This is a genomic window from Enterobacter sp. 301B, from assembly GCF_003850715.1.
Classification (GTDB): Bacteria; Pseudomonadota; Gammaproteobacteria; order Enterobacterales; family Enterobacteriaceae; genus Enterobacter; species Enterobacter intestinihominis.
In genome coordinates this window covers 1-12354 of sequence record NZ_PQTC01000046.1, presented here as the reverse complement: position 1 = coordinate 12354, position 12354 = coordinate 1, and the positions used below count along the sequence as shown (strand labels likewise).

12 protein-coding genes and 5 pseudogenes are annotated in these 12354 nt (G+C 53.1%); 5 read left to right on the top strand and 12 right to left on the bottom strand.

Going from position 1 to position 12354, the window contains the following annotated elements; genetic code table 11:
* Both C3451_RS24450 and C3451_RS23450 read left to right on the top strand, forming a co-directional pair.
* Window positions 1-209 (top strand): hypothetical protein (locus C3451_RS24450; RefSeq protein WP_124304471.1); only part of this gene is annotated, 209 nt, incomplete at its 5' end.
* A pseudogene (locus C3451_RS23450) lies at window positions 202-1170 on the top strand (autotransporter outer membrane beta-barrel domain-containing protein); the annotation flags it as partial. The gene C3451_RS24450 and the pseudogene C3451_RS23450, both read left to right, overlap by 8 nt.
* 551 nt (window positions 1171-1721) lie before the next feature.
* Here the strand turns inward: C3451_RS23450 and C3451_RS23445 are convergent.
* From C3451_RS23445 to C3451_RS23425, 5 genes and pseudogenes are all read right to left on the bottom strand, one after another.
* Window positions 1722-2419 (bottom strand): annotated as a pseudogene (locus tag C3451_RS23445) (IS1 family transposase).
* A 56-nt stretch (window positions 2420-2475) separates the two neighbouring features.
* Window positions 2476-3528 (bottom strand): annotated as a pseudogene (gene vgrG / locus C3451_RS23440) (type VI secretion system tip protein VgrG); the annotation flags it as partial.
* A gap of 307 nt (window positions 3529-3835) precedes the next feature.
* A complete protein-coding gene (locus tag C3451_RS23435) occupies window positions 3836-4648 on the bottom strand; it encodes a PfkB family carbohydrate kinase (protein WP_003032093.1) in 813 nt (270 codons plus the stop codon).
* A 12-nt stretch (window positions 4649-4660) separates the two neighbouring features.
* Entirely contained in the window at window positions 4661-5635 is a 975-nt protein-coding gene (locus C3451_RS23430; protein ID WP_003032095.1) for an SIS domain-containing protein, read from the bottom strand.
* Window positions 5636-5639: 4 nt separating this feature from the next.
* Window positions 5640-6425, bottom strand: a complete 786-nt coding sequence (locus C3451_RS23425; protein WP_003032097.1) for an ABC transporter substrate-binding protein — start codon at window positions 6423-6425, stop codon at window positions 5640-5642.
* A 226-nt stretch (window positions 6426-6651) separates the two neighbouring features.
* Between C3451_RS23425 and C3451_RS23420 the strand changes: the two genes are divergently transcribed.
* Entirely contained in the window at window positions 6652-7416 is a 765-nt protein-coding gene (locus C3451_RS23420; protein ID WP_032451558.1) for a GntR family transcriptional regulator, read from the top strand.
* A 100-nt stretch (window positions 7417-7516) separates the two neighbouring features.
* Here C3451_RS23420 and C3451_RS23415 read toward each other — a convergent pair whose 3' ends face one another.
* Window positions 7517-8269: a VOC family protein gene (locus C3451_RS23415; protein ID WP_063928089.1), complete on the bottom strand. Its 753-nt coding sequence runs from the start codon at window positions 8267-8269 to the stop codon at window positions 7517-7519.
* Window positions 8266-8691 (bottom strand): annotated as a pseudogene (locus C3451_RS23410) (L-2-amino-thiazoline-4-carboxylic acid hydrolase); the annotation flags it as partial. The gene C3451_RS23415 and the pseudogene C3451_RS23410, both read right to left, overlap by 4 nt.
* A gap of 40 nt (window positions 8692-8731) precedes the next feature.
* Here C3451_RS23410 and C3451_RS23405 point away from each other — a divergent pair.
* A protein-coding gene (locus tag C3451_RS23405; RefSeq protein ID WP_223862579.1) for an IS1 family transposase occupies window positions 8732-9429 on the top strand; the annotation gives its coding sequence in 2 pieces (ribosomal slippage) (window positions 8732-8981 and window positions 8981-9429; 699 coding nt in all).
* Between the two features lie 14 nt (window positions 9430-9443).
* Window positions 9444-10181, top strand: a pseudogene (locus tag C3451_RS23400) (GTPase); the annotation flags it as partial.
* 48 nt (window positions 10182-10229) lie between these two features.
* On the opposite strand, the gene C3451_RS23395 reads toward C3451_RS23400, so the two are convergent.
* From C3451_RS23395 to C3451_RS23375, 5 genes are all read right to left on the bottom strand, one after another.
* Window positions 10230-10622, bottom strand: coding sequence for a hypothetical protein (locus C3451_RS23395; RefSeq protein WP_124304469.1), 393 nt, complete (start codon window positions 10620-10622; stop codon window positions 10230-10232).
* Between the two features lie 67 nt (window positions 10623-10689).
* Entirely contained in the window at window positions 10690-11016 is a 327-nt protein-coding gene (locus C3451_RS23390) for a hypothetical protein (RefSeq protein WP_124304468.1), read from the bottom strand.
* A 95-nt stretch (window positions 11017-11111) separates the two neighbouring features.
* Entirely contained in the window at window positions 11112-11330 is a 219-nt protein-coding gene (locus C3451_RS24735; RefSeq protein WP_020996321.1) for a DeoR family transcriptional regulator, read from the bottom strand.
* Window positions 11330-11821 (bottom strand): lecithin retinol acyltransferase family protein, encoded by a 492-nt coding sequence (locus C3451_RS23380; RefSeq protein ID WP_226949293.1) that lies wholly within the window; start codon window positions 11819-11821, stop codon window positions 11330-11332. Before C3451_RS23380 ends, C3451_RS24735 begins: the two co-directional genes overlap by 1 nt.
* 12 nt (window positions 11822-11833) lie before the next feature.
* On the bottom strand, window positions 11834-12265 hold the full coding sequence (locus tag C3451_RS23375; RefSeq protein ID WP_240034228.1) for a DUF2787 family protein: 432 nt from the start codon (window positions 12263-12265) through the stop codon (window positions 11834-11836).
* Window positions 12266-12354: the final 89 nt, after the last annotated feature.

The window sequence follows — 12354 nt, the reverse complement described above, 5'->3', positions numbered from 1 at the left end:
GCTTCGGCTTCGCGGAGAATACTGATGATCTGTTCATCGGAAAAACGCTTCTTCATGGGGATGTCCTCATGTGGCTTATGAAGACATTACTAACATCGGGGTGTACTAATCAACGGGGAGCAGGTCACACCTACAACACCTACAACACCTACAACACCTACAACACCTACAACACCTACAACACCTACAGAGTCTCTGCTGCGTCCTGAAGGCGGCTCCTATGCGGCGAACCTGGCTGCGGCCAACAACCTGTTTACTACCCGTCTGCACGACCGTCTGGGTGAGACACAGTACACGGATGTTCTGACCGGTGAGAAGAAGGTGACCAGCATGTGGTTGCGCAACGAGGGTGGCCATACCCGTTCACGCGACAGCAGCGGTCAGCTCAGTACCCAGGCCAACCGTTACGTTGCCCAGCTCGGTGGGGACTTAGCGCAATGGAGCTCAGACGGCAGCGACCGCTACCACCTGGGTATCATGGGGGGGTATGGCTACAATAAGAGTAATACGCTTTCAAACCTCAGCGGTTACCATTCCCGTGGAGCGGTGGAAGGTTACAGCGCCGGTCTGTACGGTACCTGGTATCAGAACGATACGGACAAAACCGGGCTGTATGTGGACAGCTGGGCCCAGTACAGCTGGTTTAAGAACACCGTTAACGGCGAAGGTCTGAGCGGTGAGAAGTATGATTCAGAAGGCGTGACGGCGTCCATTGAGAGTGGCTACACCTTCCTTCTGGGACAGAACGCGGCCGGCACCCAGACGTACTTCATTCAGCCGAAAGCCCAGGTCACCTGGATGGGCGTGAAAGCTGACACGCATACGGAGTCTGACGGCACGGTGGTCTCCGGTGACGGTGACGGCAACGTACAGACCCGCCTGGGCGTGAAAGCATACATCAACGGTCACAGTAAGCTGGATGAGGGCAGAGACCGTACCTTCCAGCCGTTTGTGGAGGTGAACTGGGTGCATAACACGCAGGACTTTGGCAGCCAGCTGAACGGTGTCCTGGTGAAACAGGATGGCGCGGCGAGCATTGGCGAGATGAAGGTGGGTGTGGAGGGCCAGCTGAGCAAGCGCTTTGGTCTGTGGGGTAACGTGGCGCAGCAGGTGGGTGATAAGGGTTACAGCGACACGTCCGCGATGCTGGGGGGTAAATACAGCTTCTGACGTGACGGTCCATCGAATGACGGGAGGGCTTCGGCCCTCCTTTTTCAGGATGAGGTGCACACTCTGGTATGGGTGTCACCTGCCAGAAAAAGCATTGACCTTCGAGCGTATTTCGCCGATAAACAGGGAACCGCCTCATGAGCGGGTCTAAATGCTAACGTTTCTCTACATCCTTCCCGGTGCCTTTGCCGGGTTTTTTACATCTGTAGTCTCGTTTTCTGGAAAATATTCGTTTCCCTGCCATAATCATAGCAGGCAGCCATTTGCCGGGCGGCATCGGGTATGCCGTCAGATACCTGAAATTCCTGATAGTGTAGTTTTACGGGCGGCTCCGCCCGTTTTTTTTGTCTTCCCGGAAGGGGGCATTTAAAGTGGTGCTATGCATAATACGCAGGTTCGCTAACACCTGTGTAGGTGTTGTTATTAACCATAAGGCCTCTACGCGCACCGCTCAGAAGGCCTGAGAGCGTTTCAGCGGTACGCGTAGAGGCCTTATGGTAAATAGCCTATGCTAATGTCCGCTAAGAGCGAAAAACGGTAATGACTCCAACTTACTGATAGTGTTTTATGTTCAGATAATGCCCGATGACTTTGTCATGCAGCTCCACCGATTTTGAGAACGACAGTGACTTCCTGCCCAGCCTTGCCGGATGCTGCCTCAGATTCAGGTTATGCCGCTCAATGCGCTGCGTATATCACTTGCTGATAACGTGCAGTTCTCCCTTCAGGCGTGATTCATACAGCGGCCAGCCATCCGTCATCCATACCACGACCTCAAAGGCCGACAGCAGTCTCAGTAGACGCTCCAGCGTGGCCAACGTGCGTTCACCGAATACTTGCGCCACAACCGTCCTCCGTATCCTGTCATACGCGTAAAACAACCAGCGCTGGCGTGATTTAGCGCCGACGTAACCCCACTGTTCGTCCATTTCCGCGCAAACAATGACGTCACTGCCCGGTTGTATGCGTGAGTTTACCGACTGCGGCCTGAGTTTTTTAAGTGTCGTAAAATCGTGTTGAGGCCAACGCCCATAATGCGGGCGGTTGCCCGGCATCCAACGCCATTCATGGCCATATCAATGATTTTCTGATGCGTACCGGGTTGAGAAGCGGTGTAAGTGAACTGTAGCTGCCATGTTTTACGGCAGTGAGAGCAGAGATAGCGCTGATGTCCGGCAGTACTTTTACCGTTACGCACCACGCCTTCAGTAGCTGAACAGGAGGGACAGCTGATAGAAACAGAAGCCACTGGAGCACCTCAAAAACACCATCATACACTAAATCAGTAAGTTGGCACCATTACCGCATTCCCCACACCGACACATACAGGCGGGCGTCCCGCGAACCGCGATACGATGTAAAGGCGACAATCACCCCGTCTTTAAGGTCGTGCAGCTTTGCACCAACGGGATCAAACACCCTCCCCGGACTCAGCCAGTAAGCGTTGCTGAACAGGTGAAGGTAAGCGGATTGATTCAGCTCGCGCTCATGGCGAATGCGGGCATAAAAGGCTCCGCTTTCAGTTGCAGGCTCCGGGTCAGAATCATCTCCGGCGTTGAGATAAGGTTCGGTATAACGGTAATGCTCGCCTGTCATGACGGCAGGAGAACGCACTGAGACAGCGACATCCATTGGATCCCGTGCTGTACGATAATTGTAATCACGGGCCGAAACGTTCTCCGTCACCACGTTATGCCATGAACGCGCTCCCCAGCAGCAGAGTTCCGCCCCATCATGCAGGCCGGAAGGTTCATGGTATGGCAGGGCACCGTTAAAGATATAGTGGAGCTGGCTGTCGCCGAAGATCGTCACATCCAGCTCTGTGACGTCGTTTATCTCCTGACGGAACCAGATGCCCACGTCAGACAGAATGCGCTGAATAAACTGCAGGTCGGTTTCACGCCACTGGGTTATCAGTTCACGAACCGGATAATGCCGGGAAAGTGTAAACGCAAAATCCGCCCCTTCCAGCTCGTGAGAACGCAGCACCTGCGCCACCACTTCAGGTACAGAAAGGTTCTGGTAAATAGCACAGCGACGTGAGCGGGAGAGCAGAGCAAGGCGTGATTGCAGAGTCACAGCGTAATGTGACTGGTCAGCACTGGTGGAGAGCCATTCAAGACCGGTAATGATGCCATGCACCGCTTTGCAGCCCTGCATATGGAAACTGGCGTATTTCAGCAATACGTCCTCGCCCTGAACAACCTGTGGCGTGGTGAATTCAATACGCCATGAAAAAGGCTGACTCAGGGCTTCTGTTCCCCTGAACCGTAAGACATCCGGTCTGACGGTACTGTTATTAATATCCAGCGTATAACGGGATAAGGAACCTTTCCCGGTGAATGCAGACTGATCCATCAGCATGCTTTATCCTTAATGAAGTAAGCTCCCGGCGATAAACCCACCACTTTACTAAGGGTATTGTCCTTTAATTAACCAGCACACACAAGTAATCAGTTACTTACATACTTCAATAATAAGTGGCAGCGCCTTTTATCATCAGATCGGCAATCAGAAATAATATTAACGAAACGCCAGACTTACCGAAGCCGGTATCAAGTTTGCTCGTTGAGCAGGACCATCATTTTTGCTGCAAAAACAGCAGAATGAGCGGTTCCCATTAACGAAGGGGAATCCACTCAAAAGCGGAGACATTCCTGTGGGATTAATAAGCTTCGCCTTCGCCGAAGGCGCCGTCCACCAGGCAAATTCTCGCTGCAAAATGCGCAGCAGCCTGCAGTGCTGCGGTGATATTACCGTGCTGACGTAAATGGAGCAGAAACGCAGTGATAAACGCATCACCCGCACCTAATGTATCCACTGGTGTTACCGTCTCCGGCTCCTGCTGATACCAGTCTTTACCATCGAACAGAAGTGCACCTTGCTCGCCACGCGTCGCGACCGCCAAACCGCTGCCTGCCTGCACCGCCTGCACCAGAAGTTCACGCGTTTCTACCAGCGACCATCCCGCACAGGAGAAAAATGCCGCGTCGAGCCAGCGGCATAATGGCAGCGCCTGTGCGATGACAAAATCATCTGAGAAATCATATGAAAGCCATCCGGATAACGTTGCCAGCGCAGGTAGTTGCGCATCAATATAGCTGTAGCTGCTGGTGTGGATCAGCGAGAAATCATTAAGCCAGTCCATCTGTTGCAAAATAAAGTCCATCGATTCCGTCTGACGCACGCCGCCGAGATTCGAACCGAGAAACACCCGTTCCCCCTGTTCAATCGTCAGCCGCGCATAGCCATTTTCACCCGCAACCTGACGGCAATGGCGTATATCGATGCCGAACTTTGCCAGCGCACGCATCACATGGTCAGCCGCCGCATCGTTACCAAAAATGCCCAGATAGGCAGCCGATGCATCCAGCATCGCCGCATACACGCTGAAATTGAGCGCGTTGCCTCCAGGATACCGTACACGCCGGTGTTCATATTTATCGACAACGTTGTCGCCTATGCCAATGACTTTCATTGATCGCCGCCCTTAGTAATCCACCACGCCCATATAGCGGCGGGTTGAGAGCGGATGCTGGCGGATATCAGCCAGTGCCGCACGGTAGTCGCACATGATGCTGTAAAACAGCACCGGGTTAAAGTAGTCCACCACTGATGCAGGCAGCGCATTCAGGCCCAACTCGCGGGCGTCCACAACCTCTGTTTTGTCGTTATAACGATTCAGGAACGCCTGCGCACGCTGATCCAGAGCACGTGTGCGGCCTTCATTCATCAGGAGGATAAAGGGTACGTGATTATCGGTGACTTCAAATGGGCCATGAAAGAACTCGCCGCTGTGAATAGAAGCGGCATCGAGACGCTGCATTTCCATCAGTGAGCAGATGGCGAATCCATAGGCATGCCCGTATGAGGCGCCACTCGAAAGCACATAGAACAGGGACTCATGCTGATAGCGTTCTGCGAACGCGGCGCAACGGGTTACCACCTTAGCGCGGGCCTGGCGGATCACCGTATCGATTTGCGCAAAGCCATGCTGGAAAGCCTGCCATTCGGCAAAATCTTCCACCTGATACAGCGTATCCATGCACAGGCTGAGGATCAGCGCCATCGGGTTTTCGGTGACCAGCGTATCATCACCCCATTTATATAACAGGTTATGGTCGGCCCATTGCAGCAGTTCCGCTTCCGCATTGTGCGTAAGCGTGATAGTGGCGGCACCACGGTTTTTTGCCAGTTGAGCCGCAGCCACAGACTCTGGCGTGTTGCCACCATGCGAACAGACAATCACGAGTGACGAGGCACCTAACGCGCGCGGTGCAGCATGCACAAATTCATTGGCAGTCATCATCCATGAGCGCAGATTTTCACTCTGCTCATTGAGGAAATAATGAGCAGGATACATATCGACCAGCGAGCCACCGCAAGCGACCAGGAAAACCTGACGCAGCGGCTTATCCTGAAAATGGCTGCTCATCAGGGAGGTAATGATGGGTTGGGTCTGCATGGGGTTAATCACCGTAGATATTGAAATTGAAGTATTTTTTCGCTAAACGATCATAGGTTCCGTTGGCGCGAATCGCGGCGATCGCCTTGTTAAAACGGGCCTGCAAATCTATATCATCCTGCCGTAACCCGATCCCGGTGCCGGGCCCAAAGATCTCATCATCTTTGACTTGCGGCTGGATTAGCGTGAACTTTTGGCCCTGGGGTTTGCTCAACAGCGCTTCAGTGATCACCACCGCATCATCGAGCGTGCCATCAAGGCGGCCATTAATCAGATCGGCATAGACCGATTCCGCATCCGGATAAGCAACCACCTCAACGCCCGCGTTGCGCCAGTATTTGTTGGCATAACTTTCAAATACCGAACCCTGCTGGACGCCAATACGTTTACCTTTCAGCGATGCCGCCGTGGGGGCGAGCGAACTGCCTTTAGCGGTCACCAGGAATGCGGGAGTATTGAAGAGTTTGTCACTGAAAGAGATGGCTTTTTTACGTTCATCAGTGATCGACAGAGAAGAAAGAATGGCATCAAATTTCTTTGCCTGAAGTGCCGGAATAAGCCCGTCGAAGCTGTTCTGTACCCAGGAGCATTGCACCTTCATCTCCGCGCAAATCGCATTACCAAGGTCGATATCGAAACCGATGAGCTGACCATTGGCATTTTTCGATTCAAACGGTGGGAAGGTCGGGTCGATACCGAAACGCAGCTGATCCGCCGCCGCCGACGTGTGAATGCAGCCTAACATGGCTATCGCTGAAGCAAGCCCGGCGATGGCTTTTTTAATTTTCATAGCTGTTCCCCCCAATGTTTAAACATACCAAAAAATATACCACGAAGATTGATATACGCTCGATCTGGCGGATATAGCAACAATAATTCGCGAATAATAACCAAAAAAATTGTCGTGGTATGTTATGCTTAGTGTCACGCCATACCGATATAAATGATTTTTATTTTGTATAATCAACTGATTGATTTCCTATTTTTTGCTTTCCATAACCGACACAAAACAGACCATGACCAGCCCAGTAAAACAGACCAGAAGGCCGCGCAGGAGCTATCTCGACGCGCGCAAAAAACTACTCGGAATGCTCAATTCACCCGATTTCAACAGCGGCGATCAGATCCCCGCAGAGCGCGAATTAAGCGAGGTGTTGGGTATCAGCCGTGTGACAGTGCGAAAAATCATCACTGAATTGATTGACGAAGGCGTGCTGGAAAGACGGGGGAATCAGGGAACCTGGTTGGTCGATACGGCGATTGAACGCCCGCTACAGCCTGCGCTGGGCATCAGTAAAATTCTTGAATTGAATGGCGCAGTGCCCAGCAGCCAGTTGATCTACTTCCATATTTCCGCGGCCAGCGCCCGCATTGCACGGCTACTGCACATTGAAGAGGGCGATCCTTTAGTCATGATCAAACGCCTGCGCCTGGCTGATGGACACCCTTTCTGCATCGAAACCAGTTACTTACCTCAAGCCCGTGTCGCGGATTTGAGCGCTGATATGTTAGAAAAAGAAGGGTCGCTTTATCGCCTGCTGGCTGAACGTTACGCTATTCACGATGTGTACGATGAAGGAACCATCCGGGCAGCGGCGATGAGCGAAGAGGAGCATCAACTGTTGCAGGCGAAACCAGAGAGCCCGGCGCTGGTCTACCGTGGTGTGATTTACGATAGCCAGCATCAGCCGATTGAGTATCTGGTCTCGGTGAATCACCCGCAACGCGTCGCTTTTCGCATCAATGGCGGCCTGAAGGAAGTGGACGTGCTTTCACCGTGACGGGCTATTGCATGTTTTCGCCGCCAGCGGAGCGTGGATAATGGCTTCCGCCATTTGGCCGGCACCAATAAAATGTACATTTGCCATGAGCGGCAACGCCTTATTGAAAGCGATATTCACCGCGACCGACGCGAAAACGCTGGCCTTTCAGCGACGGATCAGAGGCGTTAAAAACCAGTTCGACTAATCGATTGGCCTCCCCCTGACGAAAGAGAAAGCGCTGCTGTCCTGCGGACAGACCTTCAGACAGTTCATTAAAACCGAACAACGCGTGCCAGTGCTCACGCGCGGCCTGCGGATCCTGCACCTCAAAAATGGCGCTCTGTAATGTCACTTCGCCTGCCGGATGCGGCTTGTCGAGCCCCTGAGCGCGTAGCCGCGTTAGCCGTGCGTTATCATCTTCTCCCCATTGCAGAACAAAGGGATACGGCAGGCCGTTAAAATCCCCATCAATGGTAAAAATACGCCAGCTAATGACGTTTCCTTGCGGGTCGTTGCGCTGGCCGTTAACAATTGGCGAGACCTGTAACCCTTGACTGCGCAACTCTGCATGCGTCTGGTCAATATCATCCGTGCGCAACGCTACCCGGTGCAGCACCAGGTTTTCGGGCAAGAGTTGCGCCGCATCACGGGAGAGCAAAAAATCGGCCTGCGCCGAAGCCAGCTCAACATAATCGTAAATGGCGAGAAACTCGATGTAGGTAAGCCCGAAATAACTGAGCGCATTCCAGGTTCCCCAGCCAGGGTGACGCCCACCGGCAAACGCGTTGAGCCCCTGCCCGGCAAACGTTGCAATCGCCTCGTCCGGCTGGTTCACAAACTGAACAGCGTGATCCCATTTTAATGTTGTCATGAAGCCTCCTGAGACTGATAGAAACGCAGGCGGCAGGCGGCATCCCCCCGCGCCAGCGCCGTCTCAACCGCTAGCTGCACGCCATCAAGCGCATCGGTTAACGCATGATCCCCCTCCATGCAGATATCACACAGCGTCTCAATCTGCCGGGCATCGCGTCCCTGCTGGCGCCAGCAATTGACGTAAGGGCAATAATGGAACAGCACAATAAACTCTGACGGGCTGGCCGAAACGGTCTCCATTTCGTAAACCCGCGATTCCAGGCCACGGGTAAACACGGCGGCAAACTCCTGCAGGTCGTGACCATGACGCATCTTCGCGCGCACGGAACGTCCGATATCACGGCCATAATGGCGGATAGCGTCACGCGCATAATCGTCAGGCTGATGGCGTTGTCGGGACTCATCGGTAATGGTGCCAACTTACTGATTTAGTGTATGATGGTGTTTTTGAGGTGCTCCAGTGGCTTCTGTTTCTATCAGCTGTCCCTCCTGTTCAGCTACTGAAGGCGTGGTGCGTAACGGTAAAAGTACTGCCGGACATCAGCGCTATCTCTGCTCTCACTGCCGTAAAACATGGCAGCTACAGTTCACTTACACCGCTTCTCAACCCGGTACGCATCAGAAAATCATTGATATGGCCATGAATGGCGTCGGATGTCGCGCCAGTGCACGCATTATGGGCGTTGGCCTCAACACGGTTTTACGACACTTAAAAAACTCAGGCCGCAGTCGGTAACCTCGCGCATACAACCGGGCAGTGATGTGATTGTCTGCGCTGAAATGGACGAACAGTGGGGCTACGTCGGTGCTAAATCACGTCAGCGCTGGCTGTTTTACGCGTATGACAGGATACGGAGGACGGTTGTGGCGCACGTATTCGGTGAACGCACTCTGGCCACTCTGGAGCGTCTTCTGGGCCTGCTGTCGGCCTTTGAGGTCGTGGTATGGATGACGGATGGCTGGCCGCTTTATGAATCACGCCTGAAGGGAGAACTGCACGTTATCAGCAAGCGATATACGCAGCGCATTGAGCGGCATAACCTGAATCTGAGGCAACATCTGGCAAGGCTGGGCAGGAAGTCACTGTCGTTCTCAAAATCGGTGGAGCTGCATGACAAAGTCATCGGGCATGATCTGAACATAAAACACTATCAGTAAGTTGGAGTCATTACCAATCCAGCTTATGCAATGCCATTTTCAAGGGGGATGTCTGTGCGGTCAGCGATGTGGAAGCCTGTACCCGCGAAATGCAGGAAATTCGCATCCAATTTGGCACGCGTTCCGTCCGGCTGATTGATATTCCGGGTGTGGGTGAAAGTGCTGAGCGTGACAGTGAATATGAGCAACTCTATCGTGACCTGCTGCCGCAACTGGATCTGGTGCTCTGGGTGATCAAAGGTGATGACCGTGCCTTTTCTGCGGATGAGCATTTCTACAAAAATGTGCTGCTTCCCGCAGGCGGGGAAGCCAAAACGCTGTTTGTGCTCAATCAGGTCGATAAAATTGAGCCATTCCGTGAGTGGAATGTGACCCATGCCCGGCCTTCTCCGGCCCAGATGCAGAATATTCTTGATAAAGAGGCCTATATCACCCAGCGGTTTGGTTTTACTGACCATCCGGTGATCGCCGTTGCGGCCAGTGAGGGGTATAACGTCACCCATCTGGTTGAAGCAATGGTCCGTGCGCTCCCAAAGCACGCGCAAAGTGGCGTGGCCGCTCAGGTCAAAGATGAGCACAAAACCCAAACCGTGACTGAAGTGGCGACAGAAGGGTTTGGTGACACCGTTGATAAGGTGATTGATGAAATCATTGAACACTCGCTGCCAAAACCGGTGGCGATTGTCGTCAAAGCGACCAAAAAAGCCGTGGTCAGTGGAATAAAAAAAGCCTGGAGCTGGTTGTTCGGGTAACAGAAAGCGGGAGCATCATGCTCCCGTTTCTCATTAAACGTCTCCGGGCTACAGTTTAACCAGCCCGCTTTTCAGGGCCAGTCGAACACACTTGTTGGCCTCCTGCATAATGACATCGTACGGATACATATTCATGGCACGATACCCGTCTGATTTCGCCATTTTTCCTTCCGTGCCTGCATTATCCAGAATGGCTTTCCACGCATCGCGTATTTTCTTCGAGTCCTTTTCGCCCACGCCGCCGGAAAGCGTGCCAAACAGCTCCTTGTTGTTGTCGCCAATATTTTTGTATTCCTTTGCATCCGGGTCCAGCAGCATGGCCATTTGCGTTGACTGACGGGTGGCTTCATAGCAACGTCCTGCTGTTTCCAGTGAGATTTGAGCGGCGGATGCTGAAGCAGATGCTGCCAGAATGCATGCGGTGAGAATGATGTTTTTCATTATATTAACCTGTGAAAAGTGAAGGTTTTTTTAAATTCAGTTATCCATAGCGCCAGCGCTGAGGAGGCTATTCATCGCCTTTGCGGTTGGCGGGTTTGCTGTAATAGCTGACGCATTTATCGGCGAAAGCTGCCTTCTGATAAGCCCGGGGCAGTTCATTTTCCAGAGCATCGGAGTTCTCATTCATGGACTCCTGGTCAACGCCGTGTCTGGCCAGTTCGTTGTGCAGCCAGCTTTTGGTAAAGGCGATGTCACGCCCGCTGGACTCCATCAGGGTTTCATTCCCCTTTATCGCCAGATAACAACTCACCCGGTTTTCAACCTGAACCAGTCCGGCATGAGCGCTGGCAAGCGGTATGATTGAGATAAACAGTGCAGTAAAAATCTTGTTCATGATGTTTTTTTCCTTAAATAACAGGCCATGCGGGATACCGCAGAATGAGCATATCGGGTAGGTGGGACAGGTTATGACCACAGGGGAAAGAATTTTCAGCGATGGATGAAGGCGCGTCGAAGCGGTGCAGAGAGTCGCCAGCATCCGGGTGAGGCGGGCTCCATGATGCAGCCCATACGGGCAAGGTCACGGCGAGCCGTGCGGGGTGAAATTCCGAATAGCTGTGTCAGCACACGAACTGACAACGTCTTTCCCTGACAGAGCAAAATGACGCAGTGGCAGAGGCGTTCAGCAAGTTTTTCAGCGCGGGCCATCAGTCCTCCCATACGCGCCAGGTATTCCCGCGTTGCAGTCGTTTAAGCTGGCGATGCAGGACCACGGCATTATCCGGTCTTCCGGTCAGGCACTCCGCAGTGAAACGGTGGCAGTTCTCCTTCAGCAGGTGATACTGCCGTCTGGAGCCCAGCGCCCGTAATGCCCGACCGGCTGCGGCGATATTTCCCACGGGCAAGCGTCCCTGACAATCGGTATAGACCGACATGGCTGGGTTCAGGCCATTCAGTCTGGCCATAAACCCTTTGCGGTCGCTGCAAAGCACTTCACCATCACCGGACAGATGCACAATCCGGTTGTTGCCGGTGTAGATACCGCTGTGAGTGACATAGCCACCTGCCAGTTCGCACCAGACGATGCCGCCTCTTGCCGGTTCATCCACCGTGTCACGAATAACATTGTCGGTGAAGCTTTCAGCCAGACTGAACAGAGACCGGTACATCGCCAGCCGGGAAATGAGCGTGAACAGCATAAAGCCTCCTTATCAGTCCGGGGAAACGGTGACGGTGAAGACATCCATCGCGCAGTACGCCACAAAATTATCCTGCCAGAGCGTCCAGAACTCGCTCAACTCGCGGTTTACAGGCAGCTCCCCGATAAGGCAGTGCCAGGCATAGCGTTGAGACCAGCTGATATCGAATTCCTTTGCCAGTTCGGGCCAGACACGGCCCTGCCAGCTGAAGTCAGTGAGGTAATCCAGTTGCCATATTTCAGGCTGCTCGCTGCGGATAAGGCGAATTTCTACCGGATGCCAGCCACCGTTTTCAACGCTGTACGTTTGGTCACGAAAGTTGAGCACGACACCCTGACAGGTGTCAGGCAGTGCCGCGAGGTGTGCGGTTATCAGTGATATAAACTCGCCGCTCAGAGGAAGGTCAAGCGTGGGTTGATGCAACGTGGGTGAAATAGGGGTCACAGATAATCTCCTTTATAGGGATATAAATTGGGTTGCCTTCAGCTGTGCAAAGGTCATGAGGGAAGGGGTCAGGGGAAGGGGGATAAAGG